Source organism: Bradyrhizobium arachidis, from assembly GCF_015291705.1.
Classification (GTDB): domain Bacteria; phylum Pseudomonadota; class Alphaproteobacteria; order Rhizobiales; family Xanthobacteraceae; genus Bradyrhizobium; species Bradyrhizobium arachidis.
Window position 1 is genome coordinate 5552492 of the sequence record NZ_CP030050.1, and the last position, 26335, is coordinate 5578826.

Genomic DNA, 26335 nt, shown 5'->3' on the forward strand with positions numbered 1-26335 from the left:
ACCGCGTTGCGCCCGCGTTCCTGTGAACGAACAAGCAGCATCAGCTTATCTGCGGCGAAATGACGACCGAATGACACATTCGAGGTTGCACTGCGACATCGAATTTCACCCAAGCGTGAGGGACAGGACTCGGAAATGGGCGTACGCTTCTCGCTCAGCTCGCGATGTCTTCCGGAATTCGCGTCTGGTCGGGATCGCGCAACTCAGAGAATGGCGGCCGCTTGCGCCGTTGCCGGCGCCGAATGCGGCCGCCCGGCAAGGGAGCTAGCGACCATGGCCACATTCTACCGGGGCAATGTCCCAACGATGGCCCAGCCGACTGACGCGGCTGGACCGGTGATCCGAACCATCCAACTCTCCGACCTCCACGATGCGCTCAAGCGCGGCTGGGAAGATTTCAAGGCGGTTCCGAGCCACGCCATCATCCTCTGTGTGATCTATCCGGTGCTGGGCCTCGTGCTCGCCCGCGTGGTGATGGGCCATTCGGTGCTGCCGCTGCTGTTTCCTCTGGCCGCCGGCTTCGCGCTGATCGGGCCGTTCGCGGCGCTCGGTCTCTACGAGCTCTCCAGCCGGCGCGAACGCGGCGAAGAGGCAAGTGCCTGGGATGCCATGGAGGTGCTGCGCTCGCCCTCGTTCGGCGCCATGCTCGGCCTCGGCACGTTGCTGCTCGCCCTGTTCGTGACCTGGGTCGCGACCGCGCAGGCCATTTATGTGTCGGCGTTCGGCTATGAGGGCGTGACCGGAATCTCCGATTTCATGACGCGCGTGCTGACGACCCGGCAAGGCTGGTGGCTGATCGTGGTCGGCTGCGGCGCCGGCTTCCTGTTCGCCCTCGCCGCGCTCTGCATCAGCGCCGTGTCATTCCCGCTCATGCTCGACCGCCATGCGGGCGCGTTCGAGGCGATGGTCACCTCGCTGCGCGTCGTCGCCAAGAACCCGGTGCCGATGGCGGCTTGGGGTCTGATCGTGGCGGTGTTGCTGGCGTTTGGTACGATCCCGGCCTTCCTCGGCCTTGCCGTGGTGATCCCCCTGCTCGGCCACGCCACCTGGCACCTCTACCGCAAGGTGATCGCCTCGGAGCCCGGGTCGCGCCCGGTGCCGCCCCCGCCGCATCGCCCGCGCAAGCCGGCCGCCGACTTCCCCGCCAACCTCTTCCCCTGGCGTAACAGGTCAGACGCCTGACGCCATCGTGACATGCGATCCTGCCCGAGCCCGGCTCGGGCGGGATCGCGAACTGTCATACGCCTTGCTTTGGCCGCGGTTACAATCGAGATTGCGCCTGCCGGTCAGATCACTTCACGGAATCTATTTCATCTGATGACCCCGACGATTTCTCGTCTCGCTCTCGCAGCCCTCGCCCTCTCCGCGTCCATCCTGTCCGCCCAGCCAGCGCTTGCCGCGGTCGCCTGCGGCTCCGGCAATTTCGACGCCTGGCTTGCCGACTTCAAAGCCGACGCTGCGGCCAAGGGCATCTCGCAGCAGGCCATCACCGCCGGGCTTGCCGGCGTGACGCTCGACCAGAGCGTGCTCAATCGTGACAAGTCGCAAAAGGTCTTCACCCAGACTTTTGAAGAGTTTTCCGGCCGCATGGTGCCGCCGCGGATGACGCGCGGCTCCAACATGATGAAGCAATACGGCTCGGTGCTCTCGCGGATCGAGCAGACCTACGGCGTGCCCGGCGAGGTGCTGGTCGCGATCTGGGGGCTCGAGACCGATTTCGGCGTCAACACCGGCAAGTTCGCCACCATCCGCTCGCTGGCGACGCTGGCCTATGACTGCCGGCGTTCCGAGCAATTTCGTGCTGAGCTGATGGATGCGCTGCGCATCGTCCAGCGCGGCGACCTGGCGCCCGGCGACATGAAGGGCGCCTGGGCCGGCGAGCTCGGTCAGACCCAGTTCATGCCGTCGTCCTGGATGAAATATGCCGTCGACTTCGACGGCAACGGCAAGCGCGATCTCCTGCACAATGCGCCCGATGTGCTGGCGTCCACCGCCAATTATCTCGCCGGGTATGGCTGGCAGAAGGGTAAGGATTGGCAGCCCGGCAGCCCGAACTTCGCGGTGCTCCAGCAGTGGAACAAGAGCGAGGTCTATTCGAAGACCGTGGCCTATTTCGCCACTCAGCTCGCGCGCGCTCCTTAAGACAACACTCTGCAAACGCATAGGGCCGATCGCCCGGCGACCGGCCCTCTCTTGAGTGCGTTTACCTACCCGTTTACTTGCCCATGGTGGCGTGCATCGCCTTGTTCAAATGCGCTCCGCACACACCCATCTTGCCATTGAGGAGCGCGTCCTGCGCCGCAGCGATCTCCTTCTGCGCGACGAACTTGCTGTCGCCGTCGGCCATGGCTTCGATCGCGGTTTCGGTCTTCTCCAGATTGGCCGAGCTGCAGCCGCCCATGGCGTGCTTGGCGGCCTGGGCCGGCGCGACGGCGAATGCGACGGCGGCAATTGCGATAACCCCGAGTAACTTCGTCATGATGTTACTTTCCTTCTCTTGTTCTTGAGACAGATCCAGCGACATTGCCGGAATCTGCGGCATGACTTTCCTCCGGGCGCGGCAACTTGCCGCAATAAATTCCCCGCGAGAATTGCGTGATGTTGCGCGCTGCGCAGAGGCGCATGCGAAATTTCTGATTTTCATTACAACTTGGTAATAAAACCACACCCCTGACGTGTGCGCACCGCGCCGGGAGAGGTCAAGACGCGAACCACGCCCGGATCAGCTCCCTCTGTCCCTGCCGGTTCCTTGGTCTCCGTCGTTCGGCCCACCGGCTAAAGAGCTGACGAATCGGTGGCGGCGCCCCATCGAGGAGCTGTCTGCTCGTGCTCAGCCCGCCCCTTATAATGAATTAATGTTCATTATTTAGACTCAACCACACATGCGATTCGCGCATGCGAGACTTGGGCCCAGTAGCTGACCGGTCGCCTTGCGTGGGAGGGGAACACGACTTATTTCGGTCTCGAAGGGAACCGCGATTGTAATCATAAGCCCGTGTATTCACGGACATTTATGACAATCTGACGTCTCGCTCGCCCACTCCTTGTGCGAGCTTGCCTCCGGGTTAATCGTCCGTTACCGGCGCTATGCATCCGACGCTTAGCTGCATCGCAACATCGGAACTTTCGCAGTGCACCACTCTCATCTATATTCATTTCAACGATGAGGCCTTGGGAAAGGCTGAATCGAACTACAGGAGACTACCAATGCTGCTCTCGCTCATCCGCATGATCCAGGCTTTCCGGGACTATCAGCGCAATGTTGCCGAGCTGTCCCAGCTCAGCGATCGCGAACTGGCCGACATCGGCCTCGATCGCTCGGACATCCCGCGCGTTGCCGCCGGTCAGTATCAGGGCTGATATCGTTCAGCCCTTACCGGACGAACCGATAGCGCCCGCCTCGTGCGGGCGTTGTCGTTTCTGATGGCAGAAAACTCGATCTCGGCGATTCCACTCTCCGCCGAAAAGCGCTACCTGTCCGCCCCATGACAGGACCCCAATCGAACATCGTGCACGTGATCGGTGCCGGCCTTGCCGGTTCCGAGGCCGCCTGGCAGGTGGCGAAATCCGGCGTGCCCGTCGTGCTGCATGAGATGCGGCCGACCCGCATGACCGAGGCGCACCGCACCGACGGTCTGGCCGAGCTCGTCTGCTCCAATTCGTTCCGCTCGGACGACGCCGCCAACAACGCCGTCGGCCTGCTGCATGCGGAGATGCGCCGGCTCGACTCGCTGATCATGCGCGCGGCTGACGCCAACCAGGTGCCCGCCGGCGGCGCGCTCGCGGTCGACCGCGACGGCTTCTCGGCCGCCGTCACCAAGGCGCTGAACGACCACCCCCTGATCGAGATCGCCCGCGGCGAGATCGCGGGCCTGCCGCCGGCCGACTGGAGCAACGTCATCGTTGCGACCGGTCCCCTCACCTCTGCCCCCCTCGCCGATGCCATCCGCGAGCTGACCGACGAGAACGCGCTCGCCTTCTTCGACGCGATCGCGCCGATCGTGCATCGCGAGTCCATCGACATGTCGGTAGCCTGGTTCCAGTCGCGCTACGACAAGGTCGGCCCCGGCGGCAACGGCGCCGACTACATCAACTGCCCAATGACCAAGGAGCAGTATGACGGCTTCGTCGGCGCGCTGATCGCCGGCGAGAAGACCGAGTTCAAGGAGTGGGAGACCAACACGCCCTATTTCGACGGCTGCCTGCCGATCGAGGTGATGGCGGAGCGCGGCCCCGAGACCCTGCGCCACGGCCCGATGAAGCCGGTCGGCCTCACCAACCCGCACGATCCCGCCACCAAGGCGTACGCGATCGTGCAACTGCGCCAGGACAACAAGCTCGGCACGCTCTACAACATCGTCGGCTTCCAGACGAAGCTGAAATATGGCGAGCAGCAGCGCATCTTCCGCACCATTCCCGGGCTGGAGAAGGCCGAGTTTGGCCGCCTCGGCGGCCTGCATCGCAACACCTTCCTCAACTCGCCAAAGCTGCTCGACGGCCAGCTGCGCCTGCGCGCGCAGCCGCGGCTGCGCTTCGCCGGCCAGATGACGGGCTGCGAGGGCTACGTGGAATCCGCCAGCGTCGGCCTGATCGCCGGCCTCTACGCGGCAGCCGACGCCCGCGGCGAGACGCCGGCGAGCCCGCCGGGCACCACGGCGCTGGGATCGTTGCTCGGCCACATCACGGGCGGCCACATCGAAACCATCGAGCCGGGTACCCGCTCGTTCCAGCCGATGAACATCAATTTCGGCCTGTTTCCGCCGCTCGCGAGCGCACCGACCAAGAAACCGGACGGCACGCGGCTGCGCGGCAACGAGAAGACGGTGGCCAAGAAGCAAGCGATGAGTGCGCGGGCGCTCGCCGATCTCGATCGCTGGATCGCCGATCACCTGCGCATTGCCACCGCGGCGTGAGTTTCAGATGAGCCTCCCCAAAGACGACGCCGCGACCTTGTCGGCGCGCTGGACCGAGGGCGTTCTGCTCAAGCGCGACGTGTTCTCGACCGTCGAGCGCGGCCGCTTCCGCGGCGAGAACGGCGAGGTTGACGCGGTGCTGCGCCGGCTCGATGAAGTGCCATGGTGGTCCTTCCTGCTGGCGCGCCATCTGTTCGCGCGCGAGAAGCATGCGCTGGCGCTCGCAAAGGGCCTGAACGTCGGCCCCGAGCTGCTGTGGGCCGGACGCCGCGCGCTCGTGCGTGGCTTCGTCGACGGCGTCGCGCTGCATCTGGCAAAGCCCCATGGCGACCTCGCCTATTTTCGCTCGGCCAAGGCGGTGCTGCGCCGGCTGCGCCGCGCCGGCATCTGCCACAACGATCTCGCCAAGGAACAGAACTGGCTGGTCGGCCGCGACGGCCTCGCTTACGTGACCGACTTCCAGCTCGCAGCGTGCTTCAAACGGCGCGGCCGGCTCTATCGCATCCTCGCCTATGAAGACCTCAGGCATCTGCTCAAGCACAAGCGCTCCTACGCGCCCGAGGCGCTGACTCCGCGCGAGCGAAAGGTCCTTGCGAAGAAGTCGTTCGCCGCGAGCCTGTGGCTTGCCACCGGCAAGAAGGTCTATCGCGCCATCACCCGCGGCCTGTTCAACTTCACCGACCGCGAGGGCGGCGGCCGCCGGCTCGTCAACGATGCACCGGTGCTGGCCGAGCTGATCCGCAAGAATCCCGCCGTGCGCGATACCGCCATCGTCGCCTTCGCCGACCGCCGCTCGGGCGTCGGGCTCTATGCCTTCGTCGAGGCCGATCAGGCCACGCTCGAAGGCCAGCTCCGCAACGAGCTGACCGCCGCGAAAGGCCCGAAGCCGCCGGAACACATCCAGGTCGTGCACGCCCTTCCGCGCGATCCCAGCGGCAAGCCGCGCACGGAGATACTGCAGCTGGTCGCCATGAACCAGCTCGACCTGATCGAGCCGATGATGAGGAACGACCAGGATCGCGCCTTCCTCAAGGACATCCTGGAGCAGCGCAAGAACCTCCGCGACCGCTTCAATTTCGAGGCGGACCTGCCAACCACCTAGCGCGGGGCCCTCTGCCTTGAAGCGTCCACAATGGCGATAGAGAAGCGGTCAAACGAAGGCAGGCTTTGGCGGAATCATGGGGACGCGGGGGACGACGATGCATGGTGTGGTTGGCGGCCTGGTCGCCAGCCTTCTGCTGCTGGTGGCCGCCCCGGCCATGGCCGAGTCTCCGGCCGAGCAGATCTCGAGCTTCCGCCTCAAGCACGGTGAAGTCCGCGTCGTCCGCGACGCAACGCTGGACCGCATCGCCATGGACCAGGCGCGCGCGATGGCGGCGAAGGACGACCTCAGCCATGACGCTCTCGGCCCGTTCAACCGGCGCGTCGCCCCGGCCGGCGCGGGCCGCGCCGCCGAGAACATCGCCTACGGCTACGACAATTTCGAGAAGACGCTCGGACAGTGGATCGACTCCTCCGGGCACCGCAAGAACCTGTTGCTGCACAACGCTTCCCGCGTCGGCATCGCCAGCGCCAAGAACGCCAGCGGCAAGCGCACCTATTGGGCGATGGTGATCGCCGGCGATTACGAGCCCAAGGGCAAGAAGAAGAATAAAGATAAGGAGCCGCTGGTCGCCGTGAAGCGCGAGACTGCACCCGCGAGCAAGCCTAAATCCAGCGGCTGCCACGTCAAGCTGCTCAGCCTCTGCATCTGAGGTCGGACGATTTCAGCCGCGGCGCGCGGCCTCGATCGCTGCGACGTCGATCTTCGTCATCTCCATCATCGCATCGAACGCGCGCTTGGCCTCGGCACCACCGGCGGCAAGCGCTTCGGTCAGCATGCGCGGCGTGATCTGCCAGGAAACGCCCCATCGGTCCTTGCACCAGCCGCAGGCGCTCTCCTGCCCGCCATTGCCGACGATGGCGTTCCAATAGCGGTCGGTCTCCTCCTGATCGTCGGTGGCGATCTGGAATGAGAAGGCTTCGTTGTGCTTGAAGATCGGCCCACCGTTGAGGCCGAGACAGGCGACGCCGGCGACGGTGAACTCGACCGTGAGCACGTCGCCAGCCTTGCCAGACGGATAGTCGCTCGGCGCGCGGTGTACGGCACTCACCGTGCTGTCGGGGAACGTCGCGGCGTAGAAGCGGGCAGCCGCCTCGGCATCCCTGTCGTACCAGAGGCAAATCGTGTTCTTCGCCATCGTGTATCCCCTTCGGTTCCAAGACGATCGCACCGACATTCGTTGAGAACGGATAGTGGCGCGATCTTCTTCACGCTAGATACCCTCTTGGATGCGCGCCACCAAGGCGCGCCGATTGCCGCAGCCCTACCGTGCTGGTTCCGCCAAATCCTTGGCTTTCAAGTCGCGCGGCAGCACCGTCAGCAACAGGACTGCACAGAGCGCGCACAAACCACCGATGACGTAGAGCGCGGGCGTCGTGCTGCCGGTCCAGTCCTTCACCGAGCCGACCATGATCGGGCTGACGATGCCGCCGACCTGCCCCAGCGTATTGATGAGCGCGATCCCGCTCGCTGCGCCGGCGCCGGCGAGAATCTTCGGAGGCAACGTCCAGAAGGTTGGAATGGCCGCAACCACACCACCGCCAAGGATCGCAAGCGCGCCAACCAGCGTGACCACGTTCCGGTCGAATGCGCCGGACGCGAAGAAGCCGACCGCTGCGGCCAGGATCAGGCCCGCGACGAACTTCGGGCGCTCGCCCGAGGCATCCGACAATCGCCCGACCACGATCATGCAGATGGCGCCGCAGATGTAGGGCACCGCCGTGAGGAAGCCAATCGCAGCCGCGCTGCCGCCGCCGGCCGCCTTGATCAGATCGGGCGCCCAGAAATTGAGACCGTAAGACGCGATCTGGATCAGGAAGTAGATGAACCCGAGCAAAAGCACGCCAGGCATGAGCAAGGAGCGCCACGCCGAATGCTCGCCAATTTGGCCCTTCTGGCGATCCAGTTGCACCGAGATCAGCCTCCGCTCGTCGTCACTCAGCCATTCGGCCTGCTCGATCCCGTCATCGAAGCGCAATAACACGACGATGCCGAGCGCGACGCAAGGAATGCCGCCGGCCAGGAACAGCCATTGCCAACCGGCGAGGCCATGCAGCCCGTGCAGATAATTGAGGATGAGACCCGAGATCGGTGCGCCGATGATCCCCGAGAATGCGGTGGCGAGAAAGAACACGGACGTCATGCGGCCACGATGCGACTTTGGAAACCACAGTGTCAGGTAATAGAGGATGCCGGGCGCAAAGCCGGCTTCCATCGCGCCGATCACAAAGCGCAGCGCGTAGAACTGCCACTCGCTGTTGACGAAGACCATGGCAGCCGTCGCCAGGCCCCAGGAGATCATGATGCGGGCGATCCAGCGCCGTGCGCCGAAACGATAGAGCAGCATGTTGCTCGGCACTTCCAGGAGGACATAGCCGACCACGAACAGGCTGGCGCCGAAACCATAGGCCGTGTTGCTGAGGCCAAGATCCGCCTGGAGTGCAGCCTTGGCGAAGCTGATGTTGACGCGGTCGAAGAACGCGAAGAAGTAGCAGACGATGATCAGCGGCATCAGCCGCCACGCGATCTTCTTGATGACTTGATGCTCGGTAATTCCAGTATCGAGGTCGGCCGTCGCCGCCGTGGCAATCGTCATGGTTTCCTCCAATTTGTTTTGGGATTTTGATGGTGGCCACTCAGCCGGAGCGGCGCAGTCGTTCGGGTATGGGATGCAGATCGAGGGGACGGCCGGCCTTGGCGACCTGCCCCGGCACCTCATGTCCAACCAGTCCGGGCAATCGTAACGACAGATCGATCAAGCGCTGCAGATCGAGACCGGTCCGCAAGCCGATCTCATGGCAGAGATTGACGAGGTCTTCGGTACAGACATTGCCGGTGGCGCCCGGCGCAAATGTACATCCACCGAGACCGCCGAGGGCCGCATCGAAGCGGCGCGCGCCGGTGTCGTGGGCCGCGAGGACATTGACCAGTCCGAGCCCGCGCGTGTTGTGGAAGTGAAGCGTGAGCATGTCCGCGGGGACGAGCATCAGGACCTCGGCCACCAGCTTCGAGACCTGGTTGGGATTGGCCATGCCCGTGGTATCGGCAAGCGTGACGCCGTCGACACCGAGGTCGAGATAGCGTTTGACGATGTCGAGAACCTTCTTGAACGGCTGAACGCCCTCGAACGGACAGCCGAACGCGGTCGCAACCGTGGCGTTGACCATGGCACCACCGGCATGGGCCGGCTTCACGATCTCGGCGAGCGCAGCGAGCGATTGCGCGTGCGTCATGTTCATGTTGGCGCGATTGTGCGTCTCGCTCGCCGACATCACGAAATTCAGTTCGTCAGCGCGGGCCGCCACCGCCAGCTCGGCGCCCTTCCGGTTCGGCACGAGCGCCGTGTAGATCGTGCCCGGACGGCGTTCGATGCCGGCGAAGACGTCCGCCGCGTCGCGCAGCGACGGGACCGCGGCCGGCGACACGAACGACGAGACCTCGATGCGGCCGAAGCCGATCGCGGACAGCGAATTGATGAGCCGAACCTTGTCGCTGGTCTCGACCCATTGCGCCTCGATCTGGAGGCCGTCGCGCGGGGCCACCTCCTGGATCATGATATCGGGCGGTGTTGCCATCATTGCACCGCTCCGCTGCGGCGCAGCTGCGCGATATCGGCAGGCTGCAGGCCAAGGGCCGTCAGCACCTCGTCGGTGTGCTGTCCCAGCGTCGGGCCGGACCATCTGACCGCGCCGGGCGTGTCGGAGAGCTTTGGCGCGATGCCCGGCATCTTCACGGTGACGTCGCCCGGCAGCTCGGTCGGCAGGATCATGTCGCGGGCGGCGTAGTGGGGATCGTCAACGATATCGGCGACCGAATAGATCCGGCCCGCAGGAACATCAGCCGCATCGAGGCGCGCGAGGATCTCGTCCATCGTCCGCTCCGACGTCCACGCGGCGATGGCGGCATCGAGCAAGGCGTTGCTGCGGACGCGTCCGTCATTGCTGGCGAGCGCCGGATCGTCGGCAAGGTCCGGACGGCCGACCACCTGCATCAAGCGCTTGAAGATCGCATCACTATTGCCGGCGATGACGACGTGGCGGCCATCGGAGCTCGGATACGTATTTGAGGGACTGATGCCCGGGAGGGCCCCGCCGGTGCGGGTCCGGACGTGCCCCATGAGATCATATTCGGGGACGAGGCTCTCCATCAGATTGAACACGCTCTCGTAGAGCGAGACGTCGACGACCTGCCCTCGCCCCTGCCCGGTCTTGACGCGCAGCAGCGACATCAGCGCACCGATCACGCCGTGGAGCGAGGCGAGGCTGTCGCCGATGCTGATGCCGACGCGGGCCGGCGGACTGTCCGGATCACCCGTGGTGAAGCGCAGTCCGCCCATGGCCTCGCCGATTGCACCGAACCCGGAGCGGTCGCGATAAGGCCCGGTCTGCCCATAGCCGGAGATGCGCACCAGCGTAAGGTCGGGGTTGAGCTTCGACAGCACATCCCAGCCGAGGCCAAGTTTCTCGAGGCTCCCCGGCTTGAAATTCTCGATCACGACATCGGCTTGCGCGGCCAGCCGCAGCGCCACGTCGCGTCCATCCGGCGATTTCAGATCGATCGCGATCGACTTCTTGTTGCGCGATTGCAGATACCACCAGAGCGAGGTGCCCTGATGCAGCTTGCGCCATGTGCGCAAGGGATCACCGCTGCCGGGCTGCTCGATCTTGATGACCTCAGCGCCGAACTCGGCGAATAGCCGCGCAGCAAATGGCGCAGCGATCAATGTTCCGAGTTCGACGACCCGTATTCCTGATAGTGGTCCGTCCACGTTCGGCGCTCCTCGATCTTCTTTGATCGTGGTGTCGCCGAGCGCAGGGTCTTATGTCCAATATCCTTTGATGAACACGCGTTCGCGGATGACGAACGAGGTTGAGGCCGGCGTCAATGCGGCCTGCCAGGCGATCGCAGATGCTCGAGCATCAGCTGGCTCGTCGCCGACAATCCTGCCGGATCTCGCGCGACCAGCACCAGCTCGCGATCGGCCCAGTCGTCCGTCAGCTCGATCGCCGTCAGGTTCATGCCGTGACTGAGGACCTCGAACGCACGGTCCGGAATGAGGCCGATGCCCATGCCGGCCTGCACCATCCGGCACACCGCATCGAAACCCGGCACATGGACTCGCAGCCGGATCGACTTGCCGATCTGCTGTGCGGTGTAGTGCGAACGAAGATAGATCGAGCTGGTCGCAAACAGGCCGACATGGTCGTAGTCGAGCGTATCGGCGAACGACACGTCCGTCGCGCCCGCAAGCGGATGATCCGTGCGCACCACGATGACGAGGCGATCCCGCCGGTAGGCGAACCGCTCCAGCCCGCGGGTCGAGACATCCGCCGAGCAGATGCCAATCTCGGCTACGCCCTCCTCGACGCCCCGAACGACATCGGCGCTCGGACGCTCCTGAAGGTCGAGGCGCACCAGCTCGTGCGCGCGGAAGAAGCCGGGCAGATCGTCGGGAAGGAACTCGACGATCGACGACAGATTGGCCAGCATCCGCACATGCCCGCGCACACCCCTCGCGTGCTCGGCCATGTCGACGGCGATCTTTTCGACGTTGAGCAAGGTCACCCGCGCATGATGCAGCAGCGATTCGCCGGCCGGCGTCAGCGCCATGCCGTTGGGATGCCGCTCGAACAGGGCGACCTCGAGCATCTCCTCAAGGTCATGCATGCGCTTGCTGACGGCCGACGGCGCGATCGCCTCGCGCTGGGAGGCGCGCGTCAGATTGCCCTCTTCGCAAATGGCGATGAACAGCCTGAGGGTCGTGAGGTCGATCCGTCGGGCGATGTTGATCTTGGCCGCCCCGCTCGCTGGGCGCGACGATTGCGATTTCTCTTGCATGGTCGGTTTCTCATCCGGGAGGATATCGCGTTCGGCGCCCATGGATTTCTCAAAATCCGGGGCGGGCGCCCTCCGGTTTGGAATCTGATACCAATAGGAGGCAGCAATCTGCGATTTTGTTCCAAGCGGCGCATCGCTTGCTCGCGCTTGTGATCGCGCCTAATTCAAATGACCGGGATAGCAGTGGCGGAGACCAGCACTTGATCGACATCGACCAGATTCGTGCCGACACGCCGGCCGCCGGCCGGCTCGCGTACCTCCACAATGCCGGAGCGGCTCTCATGCCGACCGCCGTCGTCAATGCCATGAAGCAGCATATTGATCTGGAGAGCGAGATCGGAGGCTATGCCGCCGCCGACCACGAGGCCGAACAGCTCGATGCGGTTTACGGCTCGGTCGCACGCCTGCTGAATGCGGCGCCCGACGAGGTCGCCCTCATGGAGAACGCGACGGTCGCCTGGCAGATGGCGTTCTATTCGCTTCCATTTCGCCAGGGCGATCGGATCCTCACCGCCGAAGCGGAATATGCCGCCAACTATGTCGCGTTTCTTCAAGTCGCGAAACGAACTGGCGCGACGATCGATATCGTGCCGAGCGATGCCAGCGGAGAGCTCGATGTCGCCGCGCTCGAACGCATGATTGACGCGCGCGTGAAGCTGATCGCGATCACCTGGGTCCCGACCAATGGCGGGCTGGTCAATCCCGCGGCGGCGATCGGCAAGATTGCGCGGGAGCACGGCGTTCCCTACCTGCTCGATGCCTGCCAGGCCGTCGGCCAGATGGAGGTCGATGTCGAGGCCATCGGCTGCGACATGCTGTCGGCGACGGGGCGCAAATTCCTGCGCGGCCCGCGCGGCACCGGCTTTCTCTATGTCCGCCGCGCGCTGCTGCAGCAGCTCGAACCGCCGATGATCGACCATTTCGCGGCGCCGTGGGTCGCACGGAATGAATACCGGCTGCGCGACGATGCGCGCCGTTTCGAGACCTGGGAGAACAACTACGCGGCCCGGCTGGGGCTGGGCGCTGCCGTGGACTACGCCCTCGATATCGGTCTTGGCCCGATCGAGCAGCGCTGCCGCCTGCTCGCCGATCGCCTGCGTGCCGGCCTTGCATCCATTCGTGGCGTCACAATTCGTGACCTCGGTCGCACGCCGGGCGCGATCGTCAGCTTCACGATGGAGGGGCATGAAGCGGATGCCATCGTCCGCAGCGCCGCTGCGGCCGGCATCGCCATCGGCGCTTCGGATCCGGCGAGCACCCGCATCGACGCCGAAATCCGCGCGCTGCCGCCGCTCGTGCGTGCATCCCCGCATTACTACAACACGGAAGCCGAGATCGATCGGCTTGTCGATCACCTCGCGGGTTCGGCGGCGCGGTAGCGGCGCGCACTGCTCAGGTGCAGCGCGCGCTCAGTCCGGATGCACTTAGCCTCGCCATGACCTCGTCGAGATGCGCGGCGTCGCGGGTCTCGATGACGAGTTGCAGCAGGGTCGCCTTGGCCGGCAGGTCGGAGAAGGTCCGCTGATGCGAAACCTCGATGATGTTGGCGCCAGCCTCGGCCAGCAGCCCCGCCACCGCAGCGAGCTGCCCGGGCCTGTCGGGGATATCGAGCGACAACTGGGTCAGCCGCCCCTCGCGCGCGAGCTCGCGGGTGAGAACGGATGCGATCAGCCGCGTATCAATGTTGCCGCCGCTCAGCACCAGGCCAACTTTCTCGCCGGCGAAGCGGGAGGGATCGGACATCAGCGCGGCAAGGCCGGCGGCGCCGGCGCCCTCGACGACCGTCTTCTCGATCGAGATCAGGGTCGCGACCGCGCGCTCGAGCTCGGCTTCGTTGACGAGCGCGATGTCGTCGACGAGGCCGCGGACGATCTCGGTGGTGATCTTACCCGGCGACTTCACGGCGATGCCCTCGGCGAGCGTGTCGCCGCGCGCCGGCAGATTGCCGTCGTGGATGGCGTTGTACATCGAGGGATAGAGCCAGGCTTCGACGCCCAGGATGCGCAGCGACGGCTTGATCGACTTGGCGGCGATGGCGATGCCGCTGATCAGCCCGCCGCCGCCGATCGGGACGACCAGCGTATCGAGCCCCGGCACGGCCTTGAGCATCTCAAGGCCAACGGTGCCCTGGCCCGCGATCACCAGCGGATCGTCGTAAGGATGGACGAAGATCATGCCGCGGGCTTCGCCATGGCTGCGCGCAAACGCCGCCGCCTCTTCCAGAGTTTCGCCCGTGACCACCACTTCGGCGCCATGGTGCCTGGTGTTCTCGATCTTCACCATCGGCGTGCCCACAGGCATCACGATGGTGGCGGGAATGCCGAGGCGCCTCGCATGATAAGCGACGCCCTGGGCGTGGTTGCCCGCCGACATCGCGACGACGCCGCGCGCACGCTCTTCCGGCGTCAGCGCGGTGAGCCGGTTGAGCGCGCCGCGCTCCTTGAACGAGGAGGTGAACTGCAGGTTCTCGAATTTCAGCCAGATGTCGCAGCCGCAGATGTTGCTCAGCGTGCGGCTGTAGCTGCAGGGCGTCTCGACGACGGCGCCGCGGATGGTCTCGGCGGCGGCATGGATGTCGCGAGGTGTGACCGGATAGCCACCGGGATCCGCGGACGTGTTTTGGGACAACTCAGCCATAGGACAGCATAGAGCATTTAGCCGGCTCAGGCGATAAGCCGGCCGCTATTTGGTAAATTCCCGGGAGCGCGAGGCGCGCCAGAGCGTCCACAGCGTGCGCAGCCGCGAGGCCGGCTGCGGCGTAAACGGATTGCGCGCTGGCTGCGCCAGGCGCTTGAGATCGGCCCGCACCAGCCCGAGCGGCAGAAAGGCCGGCCGGGCCGCGGTTGGCAGCTCCGCCAGCAGCGATAGCGCCGTCGCCAGATGCTGCTGCGCTTCGCCCGTGAGCTGGTCCAGCACGGCACGCAGGTTCGGCGTGTCCTTGCCGGCGAACACGTCCTCCATGCTGCAATTGTGGCGCGCCAGCACCTGCTGGGGCAGGAACAATTGCCGGTGCGCCGCATCGCGCGGCAGGTTCGCGATGACCTGCGCGATGCCCTGCGCCAGCCCGGCGTGACGGGCGAGATGCTCGGCCGCGTCCGAAGGCGGCGCCATGATGCGGGCCGCGAGTGCAAACAGCGCCGACGAGGTCGCTGCCAGATAGCCTTCCAGCGCCGTCGTGGTCGGCATCGGATCGTTGTAGAGATCGAACTGGTGCTCGTCGACGAGCAGCGACAGAGGTTCGACCGGCAGGTCGAAATCGCGGATCGCGCGGAGCAGCTCTGCCGCCACGGGATTGCCCTCGGCGCTGCCATGGACATGGCCCGCGAGCAGATCGGTCCACCATTGAAAGCGGATCTCGCCCGGCAAGGGCTGGCTCACCTGGTCGCGGACGCGGACGATCTCGACGTTGAAAGCATAGAGTGCCAGCAGCGCGCGGCGCTCGGCGGCAGGCACGAACAGCGTCGCGGCATAGCGCGGAAAGTCATGGCTGCGCAGCAGATCGGCGCAGTAAGTCACGGTGTCCGGCGGCGCGGCGCTGCTCATGGCACGGCGATCAGCGCGGCCGCGACACGGCGCCGTTCGCCGATCATGATGTTGTAGGTGCGCACGGCAGGGCCGGTCTGCATCGTGTCCAGCACCACCCTCACCGCCTTGAGCGCCTGGCGCAGCTCCGGCGGCGGCAGCCAGAGCCCGGTTCCGGTACCGATCAGCAGCGTGTCGATGCCGTTGGCGGCCGCGAACACCCGGTCCAGCGAATAGCGGTCGATCTTGGCGGGATCGGTCACGTCCCAGGCCCAGATCGCGTCGGGCAGGCAGAGCAGCGAGCCGCGATGCGACATGCCGGCAAAGGCGAAACCGCCCTTGCCATAAGCCTCGATCGGCGCCGAGCGCGGGAAATGCGGAGCGTTGGGATCGCCGGCCATGAACTTCGTCCGAATGGGCTGACTACCCTCGCAAACTCGTGCGAGGGCATAGGGTTCGGATCACGCCTTGGTTTTCTTCGCCGGCGCAGCCGTATCGGGCGCATCCTCGCGGTGCTCGCCGACGCCGAGATAGATCAGGATCGGAGCTGCGATGAAGATCGAGGTGTAGGTACCGACCAGCACGACGCCGAACATCATCACCGCGGTGAAGCTGTGGATGGCATGACCGCCGAACAGCAGCAGGGCCAGCAGGGCCAATGTCACCGTGACGTGGGTGATGATCGACCGCGACAGCGTCGAGTTGATGGACTCGTTGAGCAGCTGCGGCATCGGCATCTTCTTGTAGCGGCGCAGCATCTCGCGGATACGGTCGTAGATGACGACGGTGTCGTTGAGCGAATAGCCCAGAATCGTCAGCAGCGCGGCGATGCTGGTCAGGTCGAAATCGACCTGGCTGATCGACATGAAGCCGATCGTCAGCACGATGTCGTGCACGTTGGCGATCATGGCGCCCAACGCGAACTGCCATTCGAAGCGGAACCAGAGATAGATCAGGATCGCGACGATCGCGAGCATCAGGCCGAGCATACCGTAGGCCAAAAGCTCTCCGGCGACGCGCGGACCGAGCACCTCGGTGCGCTGAATGTCGACGCTGTCGCCGAGCGCGCCACGAAGCTTCTGCAGGGCTGCCTGCTGCGCGGCGTCGCCCCCTGGCTGTTCCGCAACACGGATCAGGACGTTCTCGGGGCCGCCGAACTGCTGCAACTGGACTTCGCCGAGACCCAGGGCGTCGAGCGTGGTGCGCATCGCCGCGATGTCGGCAGTGCCGGACCTCGCCTTCACCTCGAGCAGCGTGCCGCCCTTGAAGTCGATACCGAGGTTCAGGCCGTGGGTGAAGAACAGCGTGATCGCGACGATCGACAGCACCGCCGAGATCGGGAAGCTGATGCGGCGGAAGCGCGTGAAGTCGAAATGCGTGTTGTCCGGAACGATGCGCAGCGACGGCAACAGGCCAAGCGCCGCGACCACGGTGAGAATGGCAATGAGGACGCCGAGCCCGATGAGAACGGTGTGAGTCACGATCAGGCTCCTAGATCGGCACGCTCTGCGGCCGCTTCCACCGCACCCACCAAGCGACGATCAGCCGGGTCAGGGTGAAGGCGGTGAACACCGTGGTGATGATGCCGATGCCGAGCGTCACGGCGAAGCCGCGCACCGGGCCGGTGCCGATGTAGAACAGCACCGCGGCAGCAATGAAGGTGGTGATGTTGGAATCGAGGATGGTTGCGAGCGCGCGCTTGAACCCGGCGTCGATCGCCGAGATCGCGTTGCGGCCGCCGCGCAGCTCCTCGCGGATGCGCTCATAGATCAGCACGTTGGAGTCCACCGCGATGCCCACGGTGAGCACGATGCCGGCGATGCCGGGCAGCGTCAGCGTGGCGTTGAGCAGCGACAGCAGGCCGAAGATCATGGCGACGTTGATGGTCACCGCGATGTTGGCGAACACGCCGAACAGCCGGTAGGTCAGCAGCATGAACACAATCACGAGGATCGAGCCGACGTAAGCCGCAAGCTCACCCTTCTCGATCGAGTCCTGGCCGAGGCCCGGGCCGACGGTGCGCTCCTCGACTACGGTCAGCGGCGCCGGCAGCGCGCCGGCGCGCAGCAGGATGGCGAGATCGTTGGCCGATTGCACGGTGAAGCTGCCGGAGATCTGGCCCTGGCCGCCGGTGATGGGCTCGCGGATCACGGGCGCCGAGATCACCTTGTTGTCGAGCACGATCGCGAAGGGCAGCCCAACGTTTTCCTGCGTCGCCTGCGCGAATTTGCGCGCCCCCGACGTGTTGAACTTGAAGCTGACGACCGGTTCGCCGGTGCGCTGGTCAAAGCTCGCCTGAGCGTCGGTGAGGTCACCGCCGGCAACCAGCACCTGCTTCTTGACCACGTAAGGCGTCGGCGGCGGCGAGGCGCTCATCAACAGCTCGGATTCCGGCGGCAACCTGCCCTGCTGCGCCTGATCCGGCGGCACGGAGGTATCGACCATGCGGAATTCCATCTTCGCGGTCTTGCCCAGCAATTCCTTCAGACGGGTCGGGTCCTGGAGGCCGGGGACCTGCACCAGGATGCGGTCGTTGCCCTGGCGCTGGATCACGGGCTCGACGGTGCCGAGCTCGTTGACGCGGCGCTCGACGATCTGGATCGACTGCTCGATGGTCTTGCGCATGCGGTCGAGCATCGCGGCCTGCGGGATGGTCAGGCGGATCACGCCGCCGCCGGCATCGGTCACCTCGAGGTCGCGCTGACCGCTCGATCCCATCAGACCGCCCAGCGGCTGGGACAGCTCGCGCAGCTTGGCGAGCGCCGGCTGCACGTCGGTCTCCTTGGTGATACGCACCTCGGCCGCGTCGTTGCGTACGGTGACGCCGCCGGTGAAGCCGATCTTGGCATCGCGCAGCGTCCGGCGCACGTCGTCACGGATCTGGTCGAGCCGCTCCTTCTTCACATAGGCAGAATCGACCTCGAGCAGCAGATAGGAGCCGCCCTGGAGGTCGAGGCCGAGCACGAGCCGGCGCTGCGCCCAGGCCGGCCAGGTCTTGACCTGCGCTTCGGGAAAGAAGTTCGGGACCGCGCAGAGGCACACGATCAGCGCCGTCAGGATAATCCCGAGCGCCTTCCACCGCGTGAAATACAACATCGACTGGACCTGTCAGATCAGGAGACTTGAGATGCTCGCGGCAAAGCGCTCACTTGGCCGCGGTGTCGTCCTTTGCGCTTTCCTTGGCCGGCTCGCCCTTGGCACGCACGCCGGAGATCATCTGGCGCATCTGCCGCACGCGCACGCCATCGGAGATCTCGAATTCGATCTGGTCGTCATCGACGACCTTGGTGACCTTTCCGACGAGGCCGCCCGAGGTCACGACGGTGTCGCCGCGGCGGATGTTCTTCACGAGGTCGGCATGGTCGCGGACCTTCTTCTGCTGCGGACGCAGAATCAGGAAGTACATGATCACGAAGATCAGGGCGAACGGCAGCAGCGACATCAACATGCTGTTGGTGTCACCGGCGCCCGCAGCCTGGGCATACGCAGGGGTAATCAACATTTCGGACGATCCTCGTGAGAACGGGGGACAGCCGGTCAGGCCCTCAAAGGCGACCGGTTCGGTCAAATTCGCGCGGACTATAGCGGCCACCGCCCCAATTGCAACGCTGCCAGACCGTCGATTTGGCCACCTTGCGGCGCGCCGTCAGGCCCGATAAGGCTGCGTTCTCAGGAACTTCGGACATGCCCAAAAAACCAAGCAAAAGCCCGGCCGGCAAAGGCCCCCGTACCCCTGCCAAGAAGCCTGCCCGCCTCGCGGCAAATCGCCCCAAGGGGGCCGTCAAGGCAGCCGCGACAGCAGCCCCAGACCTTAACCAGGAGCGTGTCGTCCGCGCGCTGGAGACGATCGCGGCACACCTTGCCGCCCAGGGCAAGCCGATCGCTGAACCCGCCTCGTTCGACCGGGCGGACGCCTATGTCTGGCACCCCGATGGCCGCCTCGCGCCGGTGCCGCGGGTCAGCCGCGTCGAGCTGTTCCTGCTCAAGGGCGTCGACCGGATGCGGGACATCCTGATGGAGAACACCGAGCGTTTCGCCAACGGCCTGCCCGCCAACAACGCCCTGCTCTGGGGCGCGCGCGGCATGGGCAAGTCGTCGCTGGTGAAGGCCGCGCATGCCAGCATCAATGCGGAACGCAAGCCGGCAGACAAGCTGAAGCTGATCGAGATCCATCGCGAGGATATCGAAACGCTGCCGATGCTGATGGAGAAGCTCCGCGACGCCAGCTTCCGCTTCATCGTGTTCATCGATGACCTCTCCTTCGACGGCAATGACGCGTCCTACAAGTCGCTCAAGGCCGTGCTCGAAGGCGGCATAGAGGGCCGGCCCGAGAACGTCATCCTCTACGCCACTTCCAATCGCCGCCACCTACTGGCGCGTGACATGATCGAGAACGAGCGCTCGACCGCGATCAATCCCGGCGAAGCAGTCGAGGAGAAGGTCTCGCTGTCGGACCGCTTCGGCCTGTGGCTCGGCTTCCATCGCTGCAGCCAGGACGAATATCTCGCCATGGTGCGCGGCTATTGCAGCCATTTCGGCATCAAGGTCGACGACGAGGCGCTCGAGCGCGAGGCGCTGGAATGGTCGACCACGCGCGGCTCGCGCTCTGGCCGCGTCGCCTGGCAGTTCGTGCAGGAGCTTGCAGGACGGCTGGGTGTGAAGCTGACGGCGACGTAGCGGTCGGATCGCACCCCGGTTGCGGCTGTCTTTCCCCGAAGATGGGGAATCAAGGACGCGTACGTATCAAACCCGCCTCTGGCGGCGTTTAGGGACCTGGGGGGCCGAGTTTGTACACTGCGCTTCAACATTGATGTTGAGCAGGCGCGTGCCCTCACCCGCGAGCGCGCTTGCGCAGGTCGCGCGCAGAGCTCCCTTCTCCGGTTGATCCGCTTACTTCATCACCCTGTGCCGGGTCGGCGCAACGGTGCTTTCCGGCGCGGCGGACGAAATCGCGTAGAAGAGGCGCGATTTGCCGTAGGGGCATCGCTGATCCTACTTAGTAATAATGTGCCTCGAGCGTGTCGGCGGCGTTGCCGCCGGGGGCGAAAGATTGAACGTCAGCCAGACGTTCCAGCCCGCTGGCCGATTTTCATTGGCGAATTCGCCGTAGGCCTTCAGGTTCAGATATCCCTGCATGTCTCCGACCGGGAAAATGTAGCCGACCTGCGGTCCAGCGCCGAGCACTCGCGACCGGAAACAGCCGACGCGATCGCCGGAGCCGCTGTCGCAGCCGAGCTGCTGATAGGCGTAACCCACGAGGCCGACCTGCCACTGCTTGGTCAGGAATTGCGACGCGCCCCAGTCGAAGTGCATGTCGACGCCGCTTTGATATTGAGTGGAGGGGTTGACGAAGTTGTATGTAAATCCCAGCACCCCTGAAAACTCGTGCCCGGTCTTTGGATTGAAATAAGTATAGCCACCTCCAGCGTCGATTGCCCAATGCCCGAGCCCTAAATTTGCAAGACGATCCGACTGATAGGCCCCAACCGGGATGTCCCCGGTGATGTAGGTCATGTAGTTGTGAACACCGGCGTTCCATTTCAGCTGGAACATCGGAAGCAGATCGCCAAATGCAGTGATCGAGCTGTCGATGCTGTCGAAGCGCGAGAATGGCAATACTCCGCCTCCTGGTCCCGTCACTGTCCCCACCAGTGATCCCGCCAACGACGTCGAGTTGGAGCCGTAGACACCCAGCAGGGAGGCCTGCGCCTGCGCGCCCAGCACCGGTGTCGCAAAGGTGTAGGTCCCGACTAAAAGGCCAAGATCCACATTCGCCTTAACGTTCGCATTCACGTTGACGTTCAGATTCGCGGGAATGCGACCGATCGTGATCTCCCGTGCCCGCGCCACGTCGCCGCCGGCGGAAACCGAGGTATGATAATAAATCGAGGTCACCGACCAGCCGGGCGCCTGCGCGGGGGCGGCGGCGAGGCTGCCAAAGAAGCCGGGTATCCAGAAGCTGACACCGCCTTCATCGGCTCGCGCCGCGTCATTGGGGAGCGCGAGTAAGGTGGCAATTGCCGCCGCGCCCAGCCGACAAACGAAACCAGTCCTTGGTGTCAATTTCTTGCTCTTCATCGCGGATCTCCCATCCTTTCACGGTCTGCAACGGAGCCGGATTGCGTGACCAGAAATCTCCCAATCTCGAAGCAAGCACCTCTCACCTCTCGGGGAAGAGCAGTGACAATTCGGCCCGCAACTGCCAACTCGGCGTGCCGGTTGGACGAACGACGTTGTAATAGCCGGCTATATTTGCACTCACTGGCTGGTCGCCGATCTTGAAGATTCGGCCGAAACCGCCACCGATCGGTACGGTCCACTGCTGACCGGGGGCCGCCAGCCAGTTCGCGGTGATCACAGGTGAGCTTGTCAGGTACCACCCGTGCGCCATGTTGTAGTTGACGAACGGCTGCGCGAGAAATGCGTTTACGGGCGGCCGCAATGGATTGCCGCCAACTGACCACTGATTGTTGACCAGCACGCCGATCACCCAATGTCCGGGCGTCACGAGGGCAACGGCGGTCGGACCGAACAACACCTTACCGGTTCCGAGAATCGGATCGCTCGCGGACGGAACCGTGAAGACGGGACCGACGCCCCAGATCAGAGTGCCTGGATGGGTGGGGGTGAAAAAGAACTGCTGGGTAATGTCGCCAATTCCATTCGTGTTGTTGTTAAAAAACGGACTAGGTTGACTGATCACGGGCATGATGGTGCGCGAGATCACATTCCAGTCCGCGTTGATGCGCAGCGGTATGACTGGCTGAATGTTGAGGACTTCCTGGGTGCGATTGAACGGCCCGGCGTTGAAATTCGTATTGCTTTGGAACGGAACGCTGACGAGATCGGCGATAGGATTCTGTGATTTCTTGGCTAGGTCTTCATCTTCGGAGTGCTCGGCAGAATGCGCGGTTCTTGCCGGCGCGACCGTATCGGGAAGCCCGCTCTCGAATTTGTAGTTCGCACCAAGCTTGACCATCTGAAGGTCGCGGTTCAGCGGGATGGGCGGGACGGTGGGCGAAGTCCATTGTCCCAGCCCAATGTAATCGTATTCGAGTTTGAGCGTCCAATTCGCCTTGAAGCCGTACTCGATACCGACGCCAGCCAGCCAGCCAGAGCTGGTGTTGGACCCCTGCCAAGCGACGCCGGGGAAGTTCAACGAGGCATTGCTGCGCACCCAGCCACCGCCAAGCTTGGTGTAAAAAAGCCAGCGGTCTTCCACGAGCCCGACGCGGCCTGCCACCGTTCCGATCCAGTTCTGGCTCACCGAGCCGAGCGTAGGAGTCGGAAGCACGGGATGACCAAATGTCGCCCCATCGAAATCACCTTCCACGCCAAACAAAAGATGGCCGGCCTGGAAATTGTAGCCGGCCTGAACGCCACCGATGAATTCCGTCAGCCCGCCATATAAATTGTTGCCTGGAATGTTCAGGCTGCCGCTGGTCCAGGCCCCACCGACATTTGCGCCAAGATAAAACCCTGACCAATTGTATGGCGGCGGAAGAGCGGCCGGAGCCTTCACCGGCATATCCGCAGCACGCGCAGTGACGCTCACCAAGATAGCAAGCAGAGCCGCAAGGAACGACTTCATGGCACGCTCCCATATGGGGTAACGATATTGCCAGAATTTCCCGTCGCTTCCTCATTCAACTACAACTGGTTATTTTTGACTGTCTCTTACGGGACACACCCGGCGAGAATGTCGATCGGCTGGGTGCTTACCGCACACGAGGCCGCTTTTGGCCCGTTTGAGACAGACCAACCGGCTCAGAATTGTCCGCTTATGGGGTAGACCGGAAGCGACGGGTGCGTCGGCCATGTTCCAGGCCCGATGTCCGTTGTGAATTGGCCACAACCCGAAACTTAGTTGGCGTGCTCTGCCCAATAGCGTGCATTTAGCTTGATGGTTGATTCGCACATTCGCGCGGCCAGGAGCCTTACGATCTCGCCTCTAGTCAAACGAAAAGATCCTCTTCCAGTCCTTCTTCATGTCCACAACGGTCCACCTGTTCAGCGCTGCAGCATCGAGAGCGACATCGAGCTTGCCGAAATGTGATTGGCGATCGTAGGCATATTCACGTTCCGCGTCGGTATGGTGGACGATCAGGCCGAACCGCGCGCCGCTGGTACCGAGCGTCGCCCATTGCAGCATTTCGAGGTCGCCATCGGAGTTCCCGAAGGCGGCGATCGGACGCCGGCCAATGTGGCTATTGATCCCGATCGGCTTGCCGGCCTTGTCGTCGATGAAATCGACCTCGGGCAAGCGAAATAGAACCGGCGTGCTGTCGCGCATTTCATAGCGAGTCTTGATTGACGATCCGACGACCTGCTCGGGAGGCACTCCATAAGTCGTCTCGGTCCATGGCCGCATGAATTCGATGCCGCCACCTGACACGATGAAGGTCTTGAAGCCGTTGGTGCGGAGGTAAGCGAGCAATTCGAGCATAGGGTGATAAACGAGTTCGGTGTAGGGGCGTTTGAAGCGACCATCACGCGCGGTCGCAAGCCACTCTGTGACGATCTTCTCAAACTCCGCTGTCGTCATGCCGGCGTGAGTCACCGCCACCAGCTCGGCCACGCCCTTTTCTCCGAAAGCTGCGAGCGCCTTCAGGTCGCCGTTCAGCACGGCCGCGAAGGGCTGCTTTTCCTTCCATTCCGGATGCATGGGCGCAAGAACCTTCACGCGATCCAGCGCAAAAGCGAGCTGCACATACATCGGCTGCTCGATCCAAAGCGTCCCATCGTTGTCGAAGGTCGCGATGCGTTGATCGGGCGGTACGAAATAGGGCCCGCCACTCTCCGTGATCCGTGCGACGAAGTCGACGATCGAAGCTTTCGTCGGGCCGTCATTCCAAGATGGCAGAGGTCCGGCTTGCGTCTGGGCCATGGCCGACGTGGAACGCAGGGCGGCAGATAGAAACGGAAGCATCGCCAGAGACGAGAGCAGCGCGCGACGGTCAAGGCGTGGAAATCGCATGATCTGTTTCATTGTCGATCCGTTTTCGATTGTGCGGTCCCCACCGGCCAACATTGAAGGTGCGTGCGAGGCTGGCGTAGCGCTGCTGTTCGTCGCACGCTTGCCGATATGCTGCTTCGCGAGCAGTTGGATTCGGACCGCAGTGGATTGGCGAGCGCCGAAAGCGACGCCCGCCATTCATACTGATCCACTAGTCGCTGCGACCGGCGATTTTGGCCTGCTTGACCTGTTGCAGCACCTGCTCGAGGTTGTAGCTCGCCGGGTCCTGGAGCGGCGGGTACGGAATATAGCTCTCCAGTTCCTTCAGCCAGAGCGCCTGGCCGATGGGCAGCATGTTCCAGTCATAGACGTAGGCTGTAGAAGGGGAGCCGATGACGCCGCCCAGGCCCATGAGTGTCTTGTATTGTGCACCAATGGAGGTCTCGAACGGGTCTCGCTTGATATTGACGACCTGGGCCCAGTGATAAGGAAGCGCTCCGGCAATAAAGCCCTGCGGCGCGTCGGACACCATCGTGAAGTAGATCTTCCAGTTCTTGTAGCGCACCGCCGACGGATCCTTGCCCGAATAGTAGAAGAAGGTATCGCGCGCCGACTTTTCCGAACGTCCGGAAAGGTACTCGGCCTGATCGACGCCATCGAGCGTCGTCTTGACGATGCCGGGATATTGGCCGGCCTCGATGCGCTTCTTCAACTCGTCTCCCTTTGCGCCGCCCGCGATGCTGACAAACGTCGGCAGCCAGTCGAGTGACGCGAAGATGTCGTTCTTGATGGTACCGGGCTTGATGACCCCCGGCCAGCGAACGAGCGCCGGTGCGCGCATGCCGCCTTCCCAGGTGCTCAGCTTGCCGCCCTTGAACGGCGTGGTGCCGCCGTCCGGAAAGGTGATGGTTTCGGCACCGTTGTCGGTCGTGAACACGACGATCGTGTTGTCGAGTTGTCCCATGTCCTGGAGCTTCTTCAGCACATAGCCGACGTTGTCATCCAGCTGCTTCATGCCGGCCTCGTTGAGGCCCCAGTCCTTGCCACCGGGCTCGCCGACCATGGCCGCGTACTTGTCATTCAGCACGGTCGTGATGTGCATGCGCGCTGGGTTGTACCAGACGAAGAAAGGCTTGCCTGTCGTCTTCGGATCATTGCGATCGAGGAAGTCGATGACCTTGGCCGAGATTTCCTCATCGACACCCTTCGATCGCTCGAGCGTCAGCGGGCCCTGGTCGACGCACTGCTGAGTCCTGCCCGTACCATCGGACTTGCACGACAGGATGTTGCGCGGAGGCGTCAGGCAAACCGCCGTTTTCGGATCGACCGCGCCCGGTACCTCCGGGATGCCGGGGATCGGCGTATTCTTGCATGGCGGAGCAACCGTCTGCTGGGTGGGGGACTTGTTGATGTCAGGGAAACTCACGCCCTGCATAGCATCGAGGTGATACAGGTAGCCCCAGTATTCCTGGAAGCCGTGCGCGGTTGGCAGTGCGTCGGTGTGATCGCCGAGATGGTTCTTGCCGAATTCGCCGGTGTTGTAGCCGAGATCGAGCAAGAACTTGGCGAGCGCCGGGGTGCCGGGCCGCAAATAGGACGGGCTGCCGGGCAATTGCGGAGGAATCATTCCCGTTCGCAGCGGATGCATGCCGGTGAAGAAGGCATTGCGGCCCGCGGTGCAGCTCTGCTCGGCATAGTAATGCGTGAAGATCGCTCCTTCGTTGCCGATGCGATCGATGTTGGGCGTCTCGCCGACCATCAGGCCGCGATGGTAGATGCTCGGCTGATACAGGCCGATGTCATCACCCATGATGAAGAGGATGTTGGGCTTTTGCGCCGGCTGCTGGGCGGCTGCCGGAGTGCTGACCAATTCCTGCGACGGTATCATTATTGTCGCACTGAGCAGCGCTAGACAGGACCGCTTGATCCAGCTCCGCGTCTTGCCCGGCGTTGCAACCGAAAGCTTGTCATTGAATATGCAATTCAACATGGCATTGCTCTCCC

The 26335-nt window shown here is 63.8% G+C and carries 24 protein-coding genes; 8 read left to right on the top strand and 16 right to left on the bottom strand.

Annotated features, from left to right (window positions below; translation table 11 throughout):
• Positions 1–273: 273 nt before the first annotated feature.
• A complete protein-coding gene (locus WN72_RS25965) occupies positions 274–1182 on the top strand; it encodes a DUF2189 domain-containing protein (protein WP_092214357.1) in 909 nt (302 codons plus the stop codon).
• A gap of 135 nt (positions 1183–1317) precedes the next feature.
• The gene (locus WN72_RS25970) at positions 1318–2142 is read left to right on the top strand and encodes a lytic murein transglycosylase (RefSeq protein WP_027559303.1); all 825 of its coding nucleotides are present in this window, start codon (positions 1318–1320) and stop codon (positions 2140–2142) included.
• 73 nt (positions 2143–2215) lie between these two features.
• Here the strand turns inward: WN72_RS25970 and WN72_RS25975 are convergent, their stop codons facing one another.
• Entirely contained in the window at positions 2216–2542 is a 327-nt protein-coding gene (locus WN72_RS25975; RefSeq protein ID WP_027559304.1) for a hypothetical protein, read from the bottom strand.
• A gap of 665 nt (positions 2543–3207) precedes the next feature.
• Here WN72_RS25975 and WN72_RS25980 point away from each other — a divergent pair.
• The 4 genes from WN72_RS25980 (at position 3208) to WN72_RS25995 (ending at position 6667) form a co-directional block, all read left to right on the top strand.
• Positions 3208–3360, top strand: coding sequence for a DUF1127 domain-containing protein (locus WN72_RS25980; protein WP_007590701.1), 153 nt, complete (start codon positions 3208–3210; stop codon positions 3358–3360).
• Between the two features lie 125 nt (positions 3361–3485).
• Positions 3486–4913, top strand: a complete 1428-nt coding sequence (gene trmFO / locus WN72_RS25985) for a methylenetetrahydrofolate--tRNA-(uracil(54)-C(5))-methyltransferase (FADH(2)-oxidizing) TrmFO (RefSeq protein ID WP_092214167.1) — start codon at positions 3486–3488, stop codon at positions 4911–4913.
• Positions 4914–4920: 7 nt separating this feature from the next.
• Positions 4921–6015, top strand: a complete 1095-nt coding sequence (locus WN72_RS25990; protein WP_167380704.1) for a serine/threonine protein kinase — start codon at positions 4921–4923, stop codon at positions 6013–6015.
• Positions 6016–6112: 97 nt separating this feature from the next.
• On the top strand, positions 6113–6667 hold the full coding sequence (locus tag WN72_RS25995) for a CAP domain-containing protein (protein WP_167380703.1): 555 nt from the start codon (positions 6113–6115) through the stop codon (positions 6665–6667).
• 12 nt (positions 6668–6679) lie between these two features.
• Here the strand turns inward: WN72_RS25995 and WN72_RS26000 are convergent, their stop codons facing one another.
• From WN72_RS26000 to WN72_RS26020, 5 genes are all read right to left on the bottom strand, one after another.
• Positions 6680–7153, bottom strand: coding sequence for a VOC family protein (locus WN72_RS26000; protein WP_027559308.1), 474 nt, complete (start codon positions 7151–7153; stop codon positions 6680–6682).
• A gap of 126 nt (positions 7154–7279) precedes the next feature.
• Complete coding sequence (locus tag WN72_RS26005; protein ID WP_092214161.1) at positions 7280–8611, bottom strand: MFS transporter; 1332 nt, start codon at positions 8609–8611, stop codon at positions 7280–7282.
• Positions 8612–8651: 40 nt separating this feature from the next.
• Positions 8652–9593 (bottom strand): hydroxymethylglutaryl-CoA lyase, encoded by a 942-nt coding sequence (locus WN72_RS26010; protein WP_092214159.1) that lies wholly within the window; start codon positions 9591–9593, stop codon positions 8652–8654.
• On the bottom strand, positions 9590–10783 hold the full coding sequence (locus WN72_RS26015) for a CaiB/BaiF CoA transferase family protein (RefSeq protein WP_027559311.1): 1194 nt from the start codon (positions 10781–10783) through the stop codon (positions 9590–9592). The genes WN72_RS26010 and WN72_RS26015 overlap by 4 nt, the downstream gene beginning before the upstream one ends.
• A gap of 113 nt (positions 10784–10896) precedes the next feature.
• On the bottom strand, positions 10897–11853 hold the full coding sequence (locus WN72_RS26020; RefSeq protein WP_051378460.1) for a LysR family transcriptional regulator: 957 nt from the start codon (positions 11851–11853) through the stop codon (positions 10897–10899).
• 200 nt (positions 11854–12053) lie between these two features.
• Between WN72_RS26020 and WN72_RS26025 the strand changes: the two genes are divergently transcribed.
• Complete coding sequence (locus WN72_RS26025) at positions 12054–13232, top strand: aminotransferase class V-fold PLP-dependent enzyme (protein WP_092214157.1); 1179 nt, start codon at positions 12054–12056, stop codon at positions 13230–13232.
• A gap of 13 nt (positions 13233–13245) precedes the next feature.
• On the opposite strand, the gene WN72_RS26030 is transcribed toward WN72_RS26025, so the two are convergent.
• The 6 genes from WN72_RS26030 to yajC are packed head-to-tail and all read right to left on the bottom strand — an operon-like array spanning position 13246 to position 18877.
• On the bottom strand, positions 13246–14490 hold the full coding sequence (locus tag WN72_RS26030) for a threonine ammonia-lyase (protein WP_092214155.1): 1245 nt from the start codon (positions 14488–14490) through the stop codon (positions 13246–13248).
• Between the two features lie 45 nt (positions 14491–14535).
• Positions 14536–15396: a phytoene/squalene synthase family protein gene (locus WN72_RS26035; RefSeq protein ID WP_092214153.1), complete on the bottom strand. Its 861-nt coding sequence runs from the start codon at positions 15394–15396 to the stop codon at positions 14536–14538.
• A complete protein-coding gene (locus tag WN72_RS26040) occupies positions 15393–15776 on the bottom strand; it encodes an Mth938-like domain-containing protein (protein ID WP_027559316.1) in 384 nt (127 codons plus the stop codon). Before WN72_RS26040 ends, WN72_RS26035 begins: the two co-directional genes overlap by 4 nt.
• Before the next feature lie 60 nt (positions 15777–15836).
• A complete protein-coding gene (gene secF, locus WN72_RS26045) occupies positions 15837–16856 on the bottom strand; it encodes a protein translocase subunit SecF (protein ID WP_092214150.1) in 1020 nt (339 codons plus the stop codon).
• Positions 16857–16866: 10 nt separating this feature from the next.
• Positions 16867–18471 (bottom strand): protein translocase subunit SecD, encoded by a 1605-nt coding sequence (gene secD, locus WN72_RS26050; RefSeq protein WP_027559318.1) that lies wholly within the window; start codon positions 18469–18471, stop codon positions 16867–16869.
• A 49-nt stretch (positions 18472–18520) separates the two neighbouring features.
• Positions 18521–18877, bottom strand: a complete 357-nt coding sequence (gene yajC, locus WN72_RS26055) for a preprotein translocase subunit YajC (protein WP_027559319.1) — start codon at positions 18875–18877, stop codon at positions 18521–18523.
• Positions 18878–19059: 182 nt separating this feature from the next.
• Here yajC and WN72_RS26060 point away from each other — a divergent pair, with 182 nt between their 5' ends.
• Positions 19060–20052: an ATP-binding protein gene (locus WN72_RS26060; protein WP_092214148.1), complete on the top strand. Its 993-nt coding sequence runs from the start codon at positions 19060–19062 to the stop codon at positions 20050–20052.
• A gap of 315 nt (positions 20053–20367) precedes the next feature.
• On the opposite strand, the gene WN72_RS26065 is transcribed toward WN72_RS26060, so the two are convergent.
• From WN72_RS26065 to WN72_RS26080, 4 genes are all read right to left on the bottom strand, one after another.
• Positions 20368–21453 carry a SphA family protein gene (locus WN72_RS26065; RefSeq protein WP_092214146.1) on the bottom strand — a complete coding sequence of 362 codons (1086 nt, stop codon included), beginning with the start codon at positions 21451–21453 and terminating at the stop codon, positions 20368–20370.
• Between the two features lie 82 nt (positions 21454–21535).
• Entirely contained in the window at positions 21536–22966 is a 1431-nt protein-coding gene (locus tag WN72_RS26070; protein WP_092214144.1) for an outer membrane protein, read from the bottom strand.
• Positions 22967–23326: 360 nt separating this feature from the next.
• Entirely contained in the window at positions 23327–24364 is a 1038-nt protein-coding gene (locus WN72_RS26075; RefSeq protein ID WP_092214142.1) for an HAD family hydrolase, read from the bottom strand.
• Between the two features lie 178 nt (positions 24365–24542).
• On the bottom strand, positions 24543–26321 hold the full coding sequence (locus WN72_RS26080; RefSeq protein WP_231164033.1) for an arylsulfatase: 1779 nt from the start codon (positions 26319–26321) through the stop codon (positions 24543–24545).
• Positions 26322–26335: the final 14 nt, after the last annotated feature.

Excerpts from the sequence above, each read along its gene's own strand:
- WN72_RS26075 (WP_092214142.1), bottom strand. The coding sequence starts at position 24,364 with ATGAAACAGATCATGCGATTTCCACGCCTTGACCGTCGCGCGCTGCTC.
- WN72_RS26010 (WP_092214159.1), bottom strand. The coding sequence starts at position 9,593 with ATGATGGCAACACCGCCCGATATCATGATCCAGGAGGTGGCCCCGCGC.
- WN72_RS25975 (WP_027559304.1), bottom strand. The coding sequence starts at position 2,542 with ATGCCGCAGATTCCGGCAATGTCGCTGGATCTGTCTCAAGAACAAGAG.
- WN72_RS25980 (WP_007590701.1), top strand. The coding sequence starts at position 3,208 with ATGCTGCTCTCGCTCATCCGCATGATCCAGGCTTTCCGGGACTATCAG.
- WN72_RS26020 (WP_051378460.1), bottom strand. The coding sequence starts at position 11,853 with ATGCAAGAGAAATCGCAATCGTCGCGCCCAGCGAGCGGGGCGGCCAAG.
- WN72_RS26060 (WP_092214148.1), top strand. The coding sequence starts at position 19,060 with ATGCCCAAAAAACCAAGCAAAAGCCCGGCCGGCAAAGGCCCCCGTACC.
- WN72_RS26005 (WP_092214161.1), bottom strand. The coding sequence starts at position 8,611 with ATGACGATTGCCACGGCGGCGACGGCCGACCTCGATACTGGAATTACC.
- WN72_RS26000 (WP_027559308.1), bottom strand. The coding sequence starts at position 7,153 with ATGGCGAAGAACACGATTTGCCTCTGGTACGACAGGGATGCCGAGGCG.
- WN72_RS26070 (WP_092214144.1), bottom strand. The coding sequence starts at position 22,966 with ATGAAGTCGTTCCTTGCGGCTCTGCTTGCTATCTTGGTGAGCGTCACT.
- WN72_RS25995 (WP_167380703.1), top strand. The coding sequence starts at position 6,113 with ATGCATGGTGTGGTTGGCGGCCTGGTCGCCAGCCTTCTGCTGCTGGTG.
- WN72_RS25970 (WP_027559303.1), top strand. The coding sequence starts at position 1,318 with ATGACCCCGACGATTTCTCGTCTCGCTCTCGCAGCCCTCGCCCTCTCC.
- secD (WP_027559318.1), bottom strand. The coding sequence starts at position 18,471 with ATGTTGTATTTCACGCGGTGGAAGGCGCTCGGGATTATCCTGACGGCG.
- yajC (WP_027559319.1), bottom strand. The coding sequence starts at position 18,877 with ATGTTGATTACCCCTGCGTATGCCCAGGCTGCGGGCGCCGGTGACACC.
- WN72_RS26065 (WP_092214146.1), bottom strand. The coding sequence starts at position 21,453 with ATGAAGAGCAAGAAATTGACACCAAGGACTGGTTTCGTTTGTCGGCTG.
- WN72_RS26035 (WP_092214153.1), bottom strand. The coding sequence starts at position 15,396 with ATGAGCAGCGCCGCGCCGCCGGACACCGTGACTTACTGCGCCGATCTG.
- trmFO (WP_092214167.1), top strand. The coding sequence starts at position 3,486 with ATGACAGGACCCCAATCGAACATCGTGCACGTGATCGGTGCCGGCCTT.
- WN72_RS25990 (WP_167380704.1), top strand. The coding sequence starts at position 4,921 with ATGAGCCTCCCCAAAGACGACGCCGCGACCTTGTCGGCGCGCTGGACC.
- WN72_RS25965 (WP_092214357.1), top strand. The coding sequence starts at position 274 with ATGGCCACATTCTACCGGGGCAATGTCCCAACGATGGCCCAGCCGACT.
- WN72_RS26080 (WP_231164033.1), bottom strand. The coding sequence starts at position 26,321 with ATGTTGAATTGCATATTCAATGACAAGCTTTCGGTTGCAACGCCGGGC.
- WN72_RS26040 (WP_027559316.1), bottom strand. The coding sequence starts at position 15,776 with ATGGCCGGCGATCCCAACGCTCCGCATTTCCCGCGCTCGGCGCCGATC.
- WN72_RS26030 (WP_092214155.1), bottom strand. The coding sequence starts at position 14,490 with ATGGCTGAGTTGTCCCAAAACACGTCCGCGGATCCCGGTGGCTATCCG.